Origin of the sequence: Paraburkholderia sp. Clong3, assembly GCF_050436485.1 — a bacterium.
GTDB lineage: Bacteria > Pseudomonadota > Gammaproteobacteria > Burkholderiales > Burkholderiaceae > Paraburkholderia > Paraburkholderia tuberum.
The window spans coordinates 3,775,629-3,790,778 of sequence record NZ_JBNDMH010000002.1; the positions used below are offsets into that span (position 1 = coordinate 3,775,629).

Genomic DNA, 15,150 nt, shown 5'->3' on the forward strand with positions numbered 1-15,150 from the left:
TCAAGTGATACGCAAAGGCCGGCCGCTGTCCGGTTTCGACTCCGGACGCTATCCGGACGGCCCGCGCGACGCGGCGGACGGATCGCCTGAATCCGGCGATCCGTTCGAACCGTTCGACGCACATGACCGCGCTGCGGGCCGCGACCCGCAGCGTACGCGGTCTGCGCCCGCTGCAGCGTCGTCCAGCCGGGATTCCTCCGGACTCGATTCCCCAATCCCCTCCGAGGTCACCTACACCCGCTCCCGTCGCCAACCCGGCGAAGAGAAGCCGGGCCAGTCCGACAAAGACGACAGCAGAAAATCCCAACGCCCCGCCCGTTCGCTGAAAGCGCGCGCGCTCGGCTATCTGTCGCGCCGCGAATATAGCCGCGCCGACCTCGCCCGCAAGCTGAAGCCTTACGTCGAGGAAACCGATTCGCTCGACACGGTGCTCGACGCGCTGCAGGCCGAAAACTGGCTATCCGACTCGCGCTTCGCGGAAAGCCTGATCCATCGGCGCGCATCGCGGCTCGGCACGAGCCGCATTCTCGGCGAATTGAAGCAACACGCGCTCAACCCGGCGCTCGTCGAAGAGGCGAGCGCGCAATTGCGCGAAACCGAACTCGCGCGCGCCCAGGCGGTCTGGCGCAAGAAGTTCGGCCAGTTGCCGCAAACGCAGGCCGAGCGCGCGAAGCAGGCGCGCTTTCTCGCGTCGCGCGGCTTCTCCGGCGCGACGATCGGCAAGATCCTGAAGGGTATCGACGACATCGGGGACGGCGACTAACACGCCAGTCTCGACGGGTAGGGCAATTACCGCGCCGTAACCTGGCGCCAGGCCGTGCGCAATCGGGGCTGTCCCAAATACCCGTTATGCTAAAATCCAGACGTTTTCCAATCCGGCCTTTCCTTCCCGCATGTCGCTCTCCCCGCCAGTGTCCCGTCAGTTGCGCCATCGTCGCGCAATCAGAGCGGAAGCTTACGAGCGAGCCGATGGTCTGTGGGATGTGGAAGCGTGCCTGACCGACGAAAAGCCACGCGATGTGGCGCTTGCGTCGGGTGTCCGGCCCAATGGTCAGCCGATCCATGAACTCTGGCTTCGCATCACCATCGATCGCAAGCTCAATGTCGTCAACGCCGAGGCGTCGTCCGACTGGGTGCCCTATCCAGGGTTGTGCCAGGCCAGCAATCCCGCCTACCGTGCCCTCATCGGGCTCAATCTGTTCCACAACTTCCGTCGCGATGCTGCCCGTTTGCTGGCCGGCACGGCCGGTTGCACGCATCTCACCGAGCTGTGCGCGATCCTGCCGACCGCCGCGATCCAGGCGTTCGCCGGCGACGTATGGAACACCGATGACGGCACGCCGGGTGCGAACGCGGGTTCGGGAGACGAATCGTCTAACGGCACAGGCGGGCATTCCAACGACAAACCGCCATTCCAGCTGGGACGCTGCCACGCGCTGCGTTTCGACGGCGAGGCGGTGAAACAGTTTTATCCGCGCTGGTATGGTCATGCACCGCGTCCGGCGGAACGCGCGGCCTCGTCGGACGGCGCGGCGGCCCGCGAACGAAGCGGCGACGCGTCGGCCTGAACGGCGGCAACGGAATCGAAGTTCTATCCAACTCTCACACTGAAGGGAATCACGCATGAAGATTCACGAGTACCAGGGTAAGGAAATCCTGCGGAAATTCGGCGTCGCGGTACCGCGCGGCAAGCCGGTCTTCTCGGTGGATGATGCGGTCAAGGCCGCGGAAGAGCTGGGCGGCCCGGTGTGGGTCGTGAAGGCTCAGATCCATGCGGGTGGCCGTGGCAAGGGCGGCGGCGTCAAGGTCGCCAAGTCGCTGGAACAGGTTCGCGAGTACTCGAACCAGATCCTCGGCATGCAGCTCGTCACGCACCAGACCGGTCCGGAAGGCCAGAAGGTGAACCGCCTGCTGATCGAAGAAGGCGCCGACATCAAGAAGGAACTGTATGTCGGTCTCGTGATCGATCGCGTTTCGCAGAAGATCGTCGTGATGGCGTCGAGCGAAGGCGGCATGGACGTCGAAGAAGTCGCGGAAAAGACGCCTGAGCTGATCCACAAGGTTGCCGTCGATCCGTCGACTGGCCTGAAGGACTCAGAAGCAGACGACCTCGCGAAGAAGATCGGCGTGCCCGACGCTTCGATCCCGCAAGCTCGCGCGATCCTGCAAGGCCTGTACAAGGCATTCTGGGAAACCGACGCATCGCTCGCCGAAATCAACCCGCTGATCCTGACCGGCGACGGCAAGGTCATCGCACTCGACGCGAAGTTCAACTTCGACTCGAACGCGCTGTTCCGTCACCCGGAAATCGTCGCGTACCGCGATCTGGACGAAGAAGATCCGGCTGAAATCGAAGCGTCGAAGTTCGACCTCGCGTACATCTCGCTCGACGGCAACATCGGCTGTCTGGTGAACGGCGCCGGCCTCGCAATGGCAACGATGGACACCATCAAGCTGTTCGGCGGCGAACCGGCGAACTTCCTCGACGTCGGCGGAGGAGCTACGACCGAGAAGGTCACCGAAGCCTTCAAGATCATGCTGAAGAACCCGAACCTGACCGCGATTCTGGTCAACATCTTCGGTGGCATCATGCGCTGCGACGTGATCGCGGAAGGCGTGATCGCGGCGTCGAAGGCCGTGTCGCTGAAGGTGCCGCTCGTGGTCCGCATGAAGGGCACGAACGAAGACCTGGGCAAGAAGATGCTCGCCGAATCCGGCCTGCCGATCATCTCGGCGGACAGCATGGAAGAGGCGGCTCAGAAGGTCGTCGCGGCTGCTTCGGGCAAGGCCTAAGCCAGCTGTCCACGGCGCATTTACCAGCTCATTTGCCAGGTTTACGAGTGGCGGCGCGCGAGCGACACAGGCGTGAAGCATCGCGCCGAGTGGCGCTACCGCGCGACGCCAAACGAACAGAGGTCAATACATGTCGATTCTGATCAACAAAGACACCAAGGTCATCACGCAGGGCATCACCGGCAAGACCGGTCAGTTCCACACGCGTGCTTGCCGTGAATACGCAAACGGCCGCGAAGCGTACGTCGCGGGCGTGAACCCGAAGCGCGCCGGCGAAGATTTCGAAGGCATCCCCATCTACGCGAGCGTCGCTGAAGCCAAGGCTGAGACGGGCGCGACCGTGTCGGTGATTTACGTTCCGCCGGCAGGCGCTGCCGCCGCAATCTGGGAAGCAGTCGAAGCCGACCTGGATCTCGCAATCTGTATCACGGAAGGCATTCCCGTCCGCGACATGATCGAGATCAAGGACCGTATGCGTCGCGAAAACCGCAAGACGCTGCTGCTCGGACCGAACTGCCCGGGCACGATCACGCCGGACGAACTGAAGATCGGCATCATGCCGGGTCACATCCATCGCAAGGGCCGCATCGGCGTCGTGTCGCGTTCGGGCACGCTGACGTATGAAGCAGTCGGCCAGCTGACCGCGATCGGCCTCGGCCAGTCGTCGGCAGTCGGCATCGGCGGCGACCCCATCAATGGTCTGAAGCACATCGACGTGATGAAGATGTTCAACGACGATCCGGATACGGACGCCGTCATCATGATCGGCGAAATCGGCGGTCCGGACGAGGCGAACGCCGCGCACTGGATCAAGGACAACATGAAGAAGCCGGTGGTTGGCTTCATCGCTGGCGTCACGGCGCCTCCGGGCAAGCGCATGGGCCACGCCGGCGCGCTGATCTCGGGCGGTGCGGACACCGCCGAAGCGAAACTGGAAATCATGGACGCGTGCGGTATCAAGGTCACGAAGAACCCGTCGGAAATGGCGCGTCTTCTGAAGGCGATGCTGTAAATCGAATTCGCGTGCCGTTGGCGCGCGATTTTGATACGCTTACGACCTCCTTTCGTGAGCGGGCGGTCCCAAAAAGCGGGGGAGTGCAGACTCCCCCGCTTTTTTTTGTCCGAGCTTGCGCCGCGGTTCTGTCCGCGCGGTCGATTTTTTCTTATGCTTTTTTCCATGCTCGAATTCTTCACGACCCTCCATTGGGGCTCGGTCTTTCAGATCATCGTCATCGACGTTCTGCTCGGCGGCGACAACGCGGTCGTGATCGCGCTCGCCTGCCGCAACCTGCCGCAGTCGCAGCGCATGCGTGGGATCGTGTGGGGGACCGCCGGCGCGATCGCGCTGCGCGTCGTGCTGATCGCGTTCGCGGTCGTGCTGCTCGACGTGCCGTTCCTGAAGTTCGCGGGCGGCTTGCTGCTGCTGTGGATCGGCGTGCGCCTGCTCGCGCCGGCGCACGACGCTCACGACAACGTGAAGCCGGCCGACAAGCTGATCTCGGCGGTGAAGACGATCATCATCGCGGATGCGGTGATGAGCGTCGACAACGTGATCGCGATCGCGGGCGTGGCCGAAGCCGCGGAGCACGAGCACCGGTTGGCTTTGGTGATCTTTGGCCTCGTCGTGAGCATTCCGCTGATCGTGTGGGGCAGCCAGCTGATTCTGAAGCTGCTCGATCGCTTTCCGGGCATCGTACTGTTCGGCGCGGGCCTGCTCGGCTGGATCGCGGGTGGTCTGATGGTCAACGACCCGGCCGGCGACCGCTGGCCGATCCTCGACACGCCAGTCGCCGAATACGGGATGAGCATCGCGGGCGCGCTGTTCGTCGTGATCGTCGGTTATCTGTTGAAGCGCCGTAACGCGAAACGTGCGGCGGTGTGAGCATGGTGCTGACGGTGCATCGCTGCCTGATTCGTGATGTCGTCCGAATGCAAGCCTGGCCATCCGGCTGACTGTGACGCGCGAGCTTCGCTCGCTACGATTGAAACGCCTGTTCCCGATCCACGGGCCAGGCGTTTCTCGTATCAGGAGTCTGCCGATGATCGTTACCCTGCCATATTCCCCATACTCTCAATCGACGCAATCCTCGCGTAGGTCGCGCCGCGCACGCTGGCGCGCGAGCTGGTTCGCGCGCATCTGCCGCCGCTGCGGCGTCGGCTTCACGCTGATCGAGTTGATGATCGTGCTCGCGATCGTCGGCGTGATCGCGGCCTACGCGATTCCCGCGTATCAGGACTATCTGGCGCGCAGCCGGGTCGGCGAGGGCTTGTCGCTCGCGGCGTCGGCGCGGCTCGCGGTGGCCGAAAACGCCGCGAGCGGCAACGCGTTCAGCGGCGGTTATGCGTCGCCGCCCGCCACGCGCAACGTCGAGTCCATCCAGATCGACGACGACACTGGTCAGATCACGATCACGTACTCGACGCGTGTCGCGCAGGCCGGCGCAAACACCATGACGCTGGTGCCGTCGGTCCCGGACAACGTCGATGCGCCGAGCGCGCGCGTCGCGTTGAGCAAGGACGCGGTGCAGACCGGCGCGCTGACGTGGGAATGCTTTGCGAGCGGCAAGAGCGCGTCGTCGTTGCCGGCGCCGGGTTCGGGGCCGATGCCAAGCGAGGCGCCGACGCTCGCCGCGAATCTGGCGCCGCCCGAATGCCGTTCATAAGGGGCAAATGAGTGAGTGAACGAGACAGCAGCCGAGCGCTGACTGGATGAGTCGAAGCCACAACGTAAAAGGCTGATTTTCAGCCTATTTCGGCCGGACCGGCGCACAGTGCAACGAAATTTTTGTATAGTGCGCCGGTTGCTGACGCCCACCGTTGATTCGATGCCCACCCCTTTCGCGCGCTACCTGTCTCTCGTACTGCTGGCTCTTGCGTTGATCCTGCCCTACGCGGTTGCCAACCATACGTATCCGATCCCAACCTTCTACGCCGAATTCACCTCGCTCGCGCTGTTTCTGCTGACCGGGGCGGCCGTCGTGCTGCTGGTCGCGACCACCCGGCCGCGTGTGAGCTTCGCGTCGCCCGCGGTCGCGCTCGTACCCCTGCTGTTCGGCCTCGTGCTGGTCGTGCAGACGCTGGTGCTGCCGGTCGCGGAGCCATCGATGAACTGGCTCGGCGCGGGCTTCCTGCTCGCTGCGTGGATGGCCGTGCATGTGGGCTACGGCTTCACGCGCGTGAAGCTCGACGAGACCGCGTTGCGCTGGGCGGCGGGGGCGTTGATCGTCGGCGGTCTGTTCGCGGTGTTCAGTCAGGTGATCCAGCTGTTTCACCTCGAGGCGCGCGTGGCTCCGCTCGTCGTCGCGTACAACATAACCGTCGAGCGCCGGCCGTTCGGCAACATGGCGCAGGCGAACCACCTCGCGACGTATATCGCGTTCGCGATGGCGGGCGCGCTGTACCTCGTGCAGACGCGCCGCATCGCGGTGCCCATCTGGCTGCTCGTGTCGACGATTTTCTCGCTCGGCCTCGCGCTGACCGTGTCGCGGGGTCCATGGCTGCAGATGGGCGTGATCGTCGTCGCCGGCTTCTGGATGGCCTTCGCGCAGACTCGCAACGAACCGCAATTGCGCCGTAGCAACCGTGAATGGCTGGTGCCGATCGCGCTCGCAGTGCTGTTTTTCGTGGTCAATGCGCTGATCCGCTGGGCCAACGTGCGCTTTCACCTCGAACTCGCGCAGTCGGCGGCCGAACGCTTCCAGGATGCCGGCCAGATCGCGCCGCGCCTCGCGCTGTGGAAATACGGCTGGACGATGTTCAATCAGCATCCGCTGCTCGGCGTCGGCTGGGGCGAATTTCCGAGCCATCAGTTCGAGCTCGTCAAGCAGCTGGGCGGCGTCGAAATCGCCAACAACTCGCACGACATTTTCGTCGACCTGCTCGCGAAAACCGGTCTGATCGGTCTCGCGATCGTGCTCGTGGGTCTCGTCGCGTGGCTCGTGCGCGTCGTGCGTGCGCCGCAAAGCGCCGCGCGCGTGTTCGGCATCGCGCTGATCGGCGTGCTGACGATGCATGCGCTCGTCGAGTATCCGCAGCAGTACATGTTCTTCCTGTTGCCCGCGATGTTCGTGTTCGGCCTGCTCGAAACGCGGCCGTTGCGCGCGGTGCCGGCGAATCTGTCGCTCGGCGCGTTCGCGGTGGTGGTGTTCGGCGGGCTCGCCGCGCTGTATCCGGTGTATCGCGACTATGCGCGTGCCGAGGTGCTCTACTACGGCGCGCGTCCGGCCGAGCAGTACGGCGCCGATCCGTCGTTCATGTTCGGCGCGTGGGGCGAATACGGTCTCGCGACGCTGCAGCCGATGAATCCGCTGAACCTGCAGCGCAAGCTCGCGATGCACAAGCAGGCGATCGCCCTGTTGCCGGGCGAGACGGTGCTGCGTCGCTACGCGGTGCTGCAGGCGCTGACCGGCGATACCGCGGCGGCGCTCGATACGGTCGAACGCTTGCGGATCTTCGCCGAGGAATTGAAAGACTGGCCGGCGCAGCTCGGCTATCTCTACCAGCTCGTCGACGAGCAGAAGTCGCTCGCGGGCTTCAAGCAGCAGTTGGTGAAGCGCTACGGCACACCGGCGCACGATGCGACGCCGGATGACGACAGCGACGAAGATTGATCGGACCGCGGAAGCTCAGGCGTGCTGGCGCCGCGGCTTCCTCGCTTCATAGTTCAAAGCTCGGAATACTTCGCGGCCGTGCCTTTCGCCTTGTCGATGGGGTAGCGCGCTTCGTTCAGCTTCAGTTTTTCCGCTGCCGCGTCGACGAGATCGAAGCCGGCGGTATGGGCGACCAGCAGCAGGTACATGAACACGTCGGCGCACTCGTGCCTGAGGTTCGTCGATTGCGCAGGATCGCCGAGCAGCGCGTCGATCTGCGCATCGGTCTTCCACTGAATCGTCTCCAACAGCTCACCGGCTTCGATGCCGGTGGAGACGATCAGGTTGCGCAGCGTGTGAAACTGCCGCCAGTCGCGCGCGTCGCGAAACGCCAGTAGCTGCTCGAGCAGTTCGTCGATGGTCATGTTGCTATCCGGATAGTTGTCGAACCGCACGTCAAGCTTGCGCGACCCAATCCCCCGATTTCCCGCCATGCTTTTCCATCACCTTCACATCGGTGATGGTCATGCCGCGATCCACCGCCTTGCACATGTCGTACACGGTCAGCAGCCCGATCTGCACGGCGGTAAGCGCCTCCATTTCGACGCCCGTGCGTCCAAACGTCTCGACCTGGACCGTGCAATGCACGCCGGGCATCTGCTCGTCGAGTTCGAAATCGGCCTTCACGCGTGTCAGCGCGAGCGGATGACAGAGCGGAATCAGATCGGCGGTGCGCTTCGAGGCCTGGATCGCCGCGATCCGCGCGATGCCGATCACGTCGCCCTTTTTGGCGTTGCCGTCGCGGATCAGCGCGAACGTGTCGGGCAGCATGCGGATCGAGCCACGCGCGATCGCGATGCGCCTGGTCTCCTGCTTGCCGCCGACGTCCACCATATGCGCGTCACCGGCCGCATCGAAATGAGTGAGTTCAGGCATGGTTGACTCCTTCAGAGGGCGCCTATCATAGCAGTGCGGCGCGGCCTCGAATCGTCGCGGCGACTGATTGATTTGATTACATTTGCGCTGTGTCGTGCTCTGAGTTTTGCCTCGTACGCGTCCTGCGACGCCCTTGCCCGTTATCTTAGTCCGGGCCACGCGCGGCGTTTTTCGACTTCGTCAGGCCGGCTTCGCGACGCATCCAAAACGATTCCTCGCTGCGTTGCTATCCGTCGTGCTCGCGACCGACATCGCACGGAGTGCCGGTCACGCCGACGAAGCCGCGCGTCTCGCCGAGCTCGCGCAGAAGCGCTGGCCGCAATCGAACGCGGCGATCGACATGCATATCCGCACGCTGTTCACGCTGCATCGCTTCACCGACGCGCAGGCGCTCGCGAAGCAGGAGACCCGGGCGCATCCCGATCAACCCGCGTGGTGGCTCTATCTCGCGCAGGCGAGCGCGGGCAGTGGCGATGCATTGACGCAGCATCGCGCGATGGCGGAGAAGTTCGCGCTGGAGGGCGCGTGGCCATCGGCGATCCGGCAGCTGAAGGACGCGCGCGACCTGAAGACGATCGGCTATTACGACCTCGCGACCGTCGACGCGCGCCTGCACGAGATGGAGAGCCGCTACAAGGAGGAGCGGCTCGACGAGAAAGGGTAGGGTGGGACGTGAACGCGCGCCGCTGCGCGCGTCAGACCTGCGCCGCCGGGCTCGCAACGAAGCCAAAGCGCGCGGCCACCTGATCGCGTCGCACGCTTTGCAGCGGCAAGGTGCGCTGAACACTCCAGTGGAACGCACCGCTCAATGAGCCATCGTCGGCGAGCGTCGCGTGATCGGAGAAGATCTCGAGGTCGTGATCGTGCAGCACCGCGATACGTGCCGGCTGCGAGCGATCGGCAAACAGAATGCCGCCGTCTTCATCCACGAACACCGCCGCCGGCTCGAACGCGCCGCCGCCCTGGTCGTGCAGCGCGAGCGTTCCATCCGCGTGCGCGGACAATCTGACCACCCACGGCGTATAAGCCAGCTCGACATACACGCGCTGTGGTCCGTTCTGAAAAAACCACTGCCCGCGCTCATCGGCCTCGTAGTTCCGGTTGATGAAGCCAAGCAGCGCCTCATGCCGGATCGGCACGCCGGGCGCGCCGCTCGTCTGGGCCGCTTCGTCGCGCATGCGCCAGTTGCCGCGCCGGTCGAGCATCAGCCAGCCGGTGCAACTCGGCACGTTCGGCCATTTGGCGAGCGCCTGTTTGACGATGTCATCCATGATCGACGTGTCGCTCCAGATAGCCGAACACGCGCCGCGACAGCCAGTCGATGCGGCCCGGGAACGGCCCGGTCATGAAGCCCGCGTGGCCGCCGTGCTCAGGCTGATAAAGCTCGACCGCCGCCGACACCTCGTGCCGCGACGGCAGCGATTCGGCCGGCAGGAACGGGTCGTTGCGCGCGTTGAGCACGAGCGTCGGCACCTGAATGTGCGGCAGCAGCGGGCGGGTGGTTGCGGTGCTCCAGTAGTCGTCGGTATCGCGAAAGCCGTGCAGCGGCGCGGTCACGACGTTGTCGAACTCGTACATCGTGCGGCTCGCGAGCATCGCGTCGCGATCGAACAGGCCCGGGAACTGCTCGAGCTTCTGGTTGGCCTTGTGCTTCAGCGTCTTCAGGAAGCTGCGCGTGTAGACGAGGCCGAAGCCCTGCGACAGCGCACGGCCGCCCGCATGGACGTCGATCGGTGTCGAAATCGCGGCAGCGGCGGCTACCACCCGCGCCGCATCGGCCTGCCGCTCACCGAGCCAGCGCAGCAGCACGTTGCCGCCGAGCGACACGCCCGCCGCGACCACCGACCCGCGATGCGCGGCGCGCAGGCGGCGCAGGATCCAGTCGACCTCGTTGCTGTCGGCGAGATGATAGAAGCGCGGCAGCCGGTTCAGCGGGCCGCTGCAACTGCGAAAGTGCGGCACCACGCCGTGCCAGCCGTATTCGCGCGCGGCGGCCATCAGCGCGACCGCGTAGTGCGACGACGAACTGCCTTCCAGGCCGTGAAACAGCACGAAGAGCGGCGCGGTGTCGGTGGGCGGAGTATCGTGCGCGACCCAGTCGAGATCGATGAAATCGCCGTCCGGGGTGTCCCAGCGCTCACGGCGAAACGATACCGCGGGGCGGCGCGCGAACAGCGACGGGACGATCGTCTGCACATGCCGGTTCGGCAGCCACAGCGGCGCGCGGTACAGCAGCTCGACGGTCGCCTCGACGGCGGCCGCCACCTTGACGGGGGCCGTACCGGAGGAAGCGGGTTTATGTGGCGTCGAACTCATACCGGCGGAAAGGCGAGAAAACGTGATTCCGAATCTGTCGTGGTGCCGCGCGTCAGTGCAGCGGACCCTGGCCATGCCGCATCTTCGTCGCGAACTGGCTGGCGGTCTCGTTCGGCATCGGGCTTGCGTGAATATGCGCAATGCGCCATTCGCCGCGTTCATGGACCAGCACGTAGGTGGTGAAGACCATCGCGGGCGTGGCGGTCGGGTTGGCCGGACGATGTGCTTCGGCAATCGCATAGACGACGGTGCCGAGGCTGTCGTAGACGCGGATGTCGAGCGGCTCGATCGACACCGGCAGCGCTTCGAGCTGGACCTGCAAGCCATTGCGGATGCTCTCGAGGCCGTGCAGATGCGAGCCGTCCGCGCAGATGCAGCTGACGAACTCCTCGTCGATCCACAAGCCCATCAAGCTGTCGATATTGACCTCGGCGACGGCCTGATAGTAGGCGTTCAGGGTATCGGCGGCGGCTTCGAAGATATGGGCAAAACGTGGCATGGCTCGTCAGTCTCTTGTGCGCGGCGCGCGGTTGCGGGTCAGCGGTAGCGGGACGGTCCAGAGCGCCGGACCATCGCCCCCGGCGTCAGCTTGCCCGTGCCGCAAGGCGCGAACATGACGCGACGCGCTCGGGGCGTGCGGTGTTGCGTGCGAGTACCAGTCAGCTCAGCGCTGCGCGAGCAGCATGCCGCGCAAATCGCCGAAAACCTGCTCGGCGCTCAGCTGCTTCAGACAGTTCAGATGACCGAGCGGGCACTCGCGCTCAAAACAGGGGCTGCATTCGAGATGAAGCCATTGTACCTTCGCGAGCTCGGACAAGGGCGGGGTGTGGCGCGGATCGGTCGAACCGTAGACGGCCACGAGCGGGCGGCGCAGCGCGGCGGCGACGTGCATCAGTCCGGAGTCGTTGGTGACGACCGCGTTGGCCCGCGAGATCAGCGCGCAAGCCTCGCCGAGTGCGGTCTGGCCGCACAGGTTGCGCACGTTCGGCGCTTTCTCGGCGATCGCCTGCGCGAGCGGCGCGTCTTTCGGCGAGCCGAGCGCGACGATTTGCGTGTACGGGAACGACTGGCCGACCATCTGCGCGAGCGACGCGAAGTGCTCGGGCGGCCAGCGCTTCGCGGGACCGTATTCGGCGCCGGGGCAGAACACCAGCAGCGGCACGCGCGTATCGAGATTGAAGCGCGCCGACACGCGCGAGGCCTCGTTCAGGTCCGTGTCGAGGCGCGGCATCGGCAGATCTTCGGGGACCTTGGCGCCTGGCGCATAGGCGAGGGCGGCGTAGTGGCCGACCATCGGCGGGCGGGCGTCCTTGCGCGGATTCGCGTGACGCACGTTCAGCACGCCGTAGCGACTCTCGCCGGTGTAGCCGATGCGCAGCGGAATGCCCGCCAGCCACGGAATCAGCGCCGACTTGAACGAATTCGGCAGCACGTAGGCCGCGTCGTAGCCGACGTCGCGCAGATCGCTCGACAGCTGCCAGCGGCGCAGCATCTGCAGCTTGCCGTGGGCGAGATCGGTCGCGTAGACGTCGCGGATTTCCGGCATGCGTTCGAGCACGGGTGCGACCCAGCTGGGCGCGACCGCGTCGATGACGATGCGCGGATGCAATTTCACGAGGCGCGCAAACAGCGGCTGCGCCATCAATGCGTCACCGATCCAGTTCGGTGCGATAACCAACGCGCGACGCATCAGAGTGAGTGTCCGGTGTCGATAACAAGCGCCGCGCGCGCGATGCGCGCGGCACTCGGATAGGTAAATGGGGAAAGCGGAAAGCCGCACGGCGCGATGCCGTTCGGCCGCACGGGTCGTGCGGTCGAGCCTGCGGCGCGGCGAGCGCGTGATTCAAAACGCGCGCCTCGTGCCGTGCAAGCTGGCTCAGAACCGCTCGATGCGTTGGATCAATGGCCCTTGATCACTTCGCCGTCGCGCAGCTTGTAACGCGTGCTGCAATACGGGCAACGCGCTTCGCCGTGCGACACGTCGATGAAGACGCGCGGATGCGCGCTCCAGCGCGGCATGGCCGGGTTCGGACAATACGCCGGCAGATCTTTTGCCGACAGTTCGACCAGCGGCATTTCCTTGATTTCGCTCATGAGACTTTCTCGTTGTATGCGGGGTGCTTGCAGTGCGCCGCCGTCGGGCTGCGCGGGGCATCTCGAAACGTCGCTCAGATCTTCGTGAGCCAGTGCGCGTATTTCGCGCTCCTGCCGTTCACGACGTCGAAGAAAGCCGACTGCAGCTTTTCGGTGATCGGGCCGCGCGCGCCAGCGCCGATCGTGCGGTTGTCGAGCTCGCGGATCGGCGTGACTTCGGCCGCCGTGCCGGTGAAGAACGCTTCGTCGCAGGTATAGACTTCGTCGCGCGTGATGCGCTTTTCGATCACCTGCAGGTCCATGTCGCGCGCGAGCGTGATGACGGTGTCGCGCGTGATGCCGTCGAGGCACGACGACAGATCAGGCGTGTACAGCTTGCCGTTGTTGACGAGGAAGAAGTTCTCGCCCGAGCCTTCCGACACGTAGCCGTCGACGTCGAGCAACAGCGCTTCGTCGTAGCCGTCGGCGATCGCTTCCTGGTTCGCGAGGATCGAGTTCACGTACCAGCCCGACGCCTTCGCGCGCACCATCGACACGTTCACGTGATGGCGCGTGAACGACGACGTCTTTACGCGGATGCCCTTGGTGATGCCGTCTTCGCCAAGGTATGCGCCCCACGGCCACGCGGCGATCGCGACGTGAATCGTGTTGCCCTTGGCCGACACGCCGAGCTTTTCCGAGCCGACCCAGATGATCGGGCGCAGATAGCACGAATCGAGCTTGTTCTCGCGAACCACTTCGCGCTGCGCGGCGGCGAGCGTTTCATGGTCGAACGGCACGTTCATCTGGAAGATCTTCGCCGAGTTCAGAAGGCGCTTGGTGTGCTCCTGCAGGCGGAAAATCGCGGTGGCGCCGTCGGCCGTCTTGTAAGCGCGCACGCCCTCGAACACGCCCATGCCGTAGTGCAGCGTGTGGGTGAGCACGTGGATTTTGGCATCGCGCCACTCGATGAGCTTGCCATCCATCCAGATCTTGCCGTCGCGGTCGGCCATTGACATACGGTTCTCCAGCAGGTGCGTTATGAGGTGCGGCCATGAGCGCAGGACATGGCCGGGAGCGCTATTTTAGCGTCATTTGCACACACCACGGGCATTTGGGCGCACCCCGGACGCTATAATCCAGCGCACGCATAAATCAAATCCGGATGCGCCAGCGGGTGGTCTCGCAAGCTGGCGCCGACCTGGCCTTCTTGACGGCGTTTCCTGCGCCCGCACCCTTCGCCCGATGCTCGCTCGACTGTCCGACACTGATCGCCGCGCTTTTCGTGAAGGCGCGCGCGCCTACGCTCCCACGCTGATGGCGATTTTTTCCTGGGGCCTCGTGACCGGCATCGCGATGAGCAAGTCCGTGCTGACGCTGCCGCAGGCGCTCACGATGTCGCTGCTGTGCTACGCCGGATCGTCGCAGCTGGCGGTGTTGCCGCTCCTCGCGGCGAAGCTGCCGGTGTGGACCGTGTTGCTGACCGCGGCGATGGTCAACACCCGCTTCGTGATCTTCAGCGCCGGCCTCGCGCCGCACTTCCCGTATCTGTCGATGTGGCGGCGCATCGTGCTGGGCTATTTCAACGGCGACGTGATCTATCTGCTATTCGTCAAGAAGAGCTTTCCGACCGGCTACGTGCCGGGCAAGGAGGCGTACTTCTGGGGCATGGCGGTATCGAGCTGGCTGTCGTGGCAGGTGTCGTCGATCATCGGCATCCTGCTCGCGAGCCTGATTCCGGACAACTGGGGGCTCGCGCTGGCCGGCACGCTCGCGCTGCTGCCGGTGATGGTGTCGGCGATCGCCACCCGCTCGACGCTGGTCGCGGTCAGCGTGGCCGGCATCGTGTCGCTGCTCGCGCTCGATCTGCCGTACCGGCTGGCGTTGCCGCTCGCGGTGATCGCGGCGATCGCGGCCGGCAGCGCGGCCGACCTGATGATCGAGCGCGCCGACCTGCGCCGCATTCGTGGCGTGAACGATCGCGCCGGAGACTCCCGATGACCTCCACGCAAATCTGGCTCGCCATTTTCGGCATGACCTTCGTCACCGCGCTCACCCGCGCGATGTTCCTGATCGGCGGCGAGCGCACGGTACTGCCGGCGCGCGTGCAGAAGATGCTGCGCTACGCGCCGGCCGCCGCGCTCGCCGCGGTGCTGGTGCCCGACGTGCTGACGACGTCCGATGGGCTGTCGTTCGCGCCTTCCAACCATGAGCTTTACGCGACGCTCGCCGGCCTCGGCTGGTTTTTGTGGCGGCGCACCATGCTCGGCACGATCGTGACCGGAATGGTCGTGTTCACGCTGATGCGCGTCTTCCTGTGAGGGCCGGGCCCGGGGTGCGGCGATGAATGCTACGCCGCGGCATCCGCGGCCTTGCGATCAAATGCGCGACATTCGCCGTGTCGCGGATCAGAAGGCCGTTGGGATCAGTTAAAATGCCTTTT

General features: G+C 64.9%; 17 protein-coding genes and 1 pseudogene. 10 read left to right on the forward strand and 8 right to left on the reverse strand.

The features are described from left to right. Positions 1 to 4: 4 nt before the first annotated feature. The 7 genes from recX to OKW30_RS21635 all read left to right on the forward strand — a co-directional run bounded on the left by recX (position 5) and on the right by OKW30_RS21635 (position 7,403). Positions 5 to 763: a recombination regulator RecX gene (recX, locus tag OKW30_RS21605; protein WP_184066548.1), complete on the forward strand. Its 759-nt coding sequence runs from the start codon at positions 5 to 7 to the stop codon at positions 761 to 763. A gap of 130 nt (positions 764 to 893) precedes the next feature. Then, complete coding sequence (locus OKW30_RS21610; protein ID WP_184066546.1) at positions 894 to 1,568, forward strand: DUF2889 domain-containing protein; 675 nt, start codon at positions 894 to 896, stop codon at positions 1,566 to 1,568. Positions 1,569 to 1,623: 55 nt separating this feature from the next. After that, complete coding sequence (gene sucC, locus OKW30_RS21615; RefSeq protein WP_013090442.1) at positions 1,624 to 2,793, forward strand: ADP-forming succinate--CoA ligase subunit beta; 1,170 nt, start codon at positions 1,624 to 1,626, stop codon at positions 2,791 to 2,793. Positions 2,794 to 2,923: 130 nt separating this feature from the next. After that, positions 2,924 to 3,805, forward strand: a complete 882-nt coding sequence (gene sucD, locus OKW30_RS21620) for a succinate--CoA ligase subunit alpha (protein WP_013090441.1) — start codon at positions 2,924 to 2,926, stop codon at positions 3,803 to 3,805. A gap of 165 nt (positions 3,806 to 3,970) precedes the next feature. Then, complete coding sequence (locus tag OKW30_RS21625) at positions 3,971 to 4,675, forward strand: TerC family protein (RefSeq protein WP_184006616.1); 705 nt, start codon at positions 3,971 to 3,973, stop codon at positions 4,673 to 4,675. 157 nt (positions 4,676 to 4,832) lie between these two features. Then, positions 4,833 to 5,456 (forward strand): pilin, encoded by a 624-nt coding sequence (locus OKW30_RS21630; RefSeq protein WP_090801738.1) that lies wholly within the window; start codon positions 4,833 to 4,835, stop codon positions 5,454 to 5,456. A 162-nt stretch (positions 5,457 to 5,618) separates the two neighbouring features. Continuing rightward, positions 5,619 to 7,403, forward strand: coding sequence for a PglL family O-oligosaccharyltransferase (locus tag OKW30_RS21635; RefSeq protein WP_429347525.1), 1,785 nt, complete (start codon positions 5,619 to 5,621; stop codon positions 7,401 to 7,403). Between the two features lie 53 nt (positions 7,404 to 7,456). On the opposite strand, the gene OKW30_RS21640 is transcribed toward OKW30_RS21635, so the two are convergent. Continuing rightward, on the reverse strand, positions 7,457 to 7,807 hold the full coding sequence (locus OKW30_RS21640; RefSeq protein ID WP_090805453.1) for a nucleotide pyrophosphohydrolase: 351 nt from the start codon (positions 7,805 to 7,807) through the stop codon (positions 7,457 to 7,459). A gap of 31 nt (positions 7,808 to 7,838) precedes the next feature. After that, positions 7,839 to 8,318, reverse strand: a complete 480-nt coding sequence (moaC, locus tag OKW30_RS21645) for a cyclic pyranopterin monophosphate synthase MoaC (protein WP_018421713.1) — start codon at positions 8,316 to 8,318, stop codon at positions 7,839 to 7,841. A 235-nt stretch (positions 8,319 to 8,553) separates the two neighbouring features. On the opposite strand from moaC, the pseudogene OKW30_RS21650 reads away from it, so the two are divergent. After that, positions 8,554 to 8,982: pseudogene (locus tag OKW30_RS21650) on the forward strand (M48 family peptidase); the annotation flags it as partial. A 31-nt stretch (positions 8,983 to 9,013) separates the two neighbouring features. On the opposite strand, the gene OKW30_RS21655 reads toward OKW30_RS21650, so the two are convergent. The 6 genes from OKW30_RS21655 to OKW30_RS21680 form a co-directional block, all read right to left on the reverse strand. Further along, complete coding sequence (locus OKW30_RS21655; protein WP_184066540.1) at positions 9,014 to 9,589, reverse strand: DUF2946 family protein; 576 nt, start codon at positions 9,587 to 9,589, stop codon at positions 9,014 to 9,016. Further along, on the reverse strand, positions 9,582 to 10,634 hold the full coding sequence (locus tag OKW30_RS21660) for a hydrolase (RefSeq protein WP_429347526.1): 1,053 nt from the start codon (positions 10,632 to 10,634) through the stop codon (positions 9,582 to 9,584). The genes OKW30_RS21655 and OKW30_RS21660 overlap by 8 nt, the downstream gene beginning before the upstream one ends. A gap of 52 nt (positions 10,635 to 10,686) precedes the next feature. Next, entirely contained in the window at positions 10,687 to 11,133 is a 447-nt protein-coding gene (locus OKW30_RS21665) for a nuclear transport factor 2 family protein (RefSeq protein WP_184066535.1), read from the reverse strand. A 165-nt stretch (positions 11,134 to 11,298) separates the two neighbouring features. Then, complete coding sequence (gene waaF, locus OKW30_RS21670) at positions 11,299 to 12,324, reverse strand: lipopolysaccharide heptosyltransferase II (protein WP_018421708.1); 1,026 nt, start codon at positions 12,322 to 12,324, stop codon at positions 11,299 to 11,301. 209 nt (positions 12,325 to 12,533) lie between these two features. Further along, complete coding sequence (locus OKW30_RS21675; RefSeq protein ID WP_008920434.1) at positions 12,534 to 12,728, reverse strand: zinc-finger domain-containing protein; 195 nt, start codon at positions 12,726 to 12,728, stop codon at positions 12,534 to 12,536. 74 nt (positions 12,729 to 12,802) lie between these two features. Next, positions 12,803 to 13,726: a branched-chain amino acid transaminase gene (locus OKW30_RS21680; protein ID WP_184066533.1), complete on the reverse strand. Its 924-nt coding sequence runs from the start codon at positions 13,724 to 13,726 to the stop codon at positions 12,803 to 12,805. Between the two features lie 226 nt (positions 13,727 to 13,952). Between OKW30_RS21680 and OKW30_RS21685 the strand changes: the two genes are divergently transcribed. Together OKW30_RS21685 and OKW30_RS21690 are read left to right on the forward strand one after the other, a co-directional pair. After that, positions 13,953 to 14,708, forward strand: coding sequence for an AzlC family ABC transporter permease (locus OKW30_RS21685; protein ID WP_184066531.1), 756 nt, complete (start codon positions 13,953 to 13,955; stop codon positions 14,706 to 14,708). Next, entirely contained in the window at positions 14,705 to 15,028 is a 324-nt protein-coding gene (locus tag OKW30_RS21690) for an AzlD domain-containing protein (RefSeq protein ID WP_429347527.1), read from the forward strand. Before OKW30_RS21685 ends, OKW30_RS21690 begins: the two co-directional genes overlap by 4 nt. Positions 15,029 to 15,150: the final 122 nt, after the last annotated feature.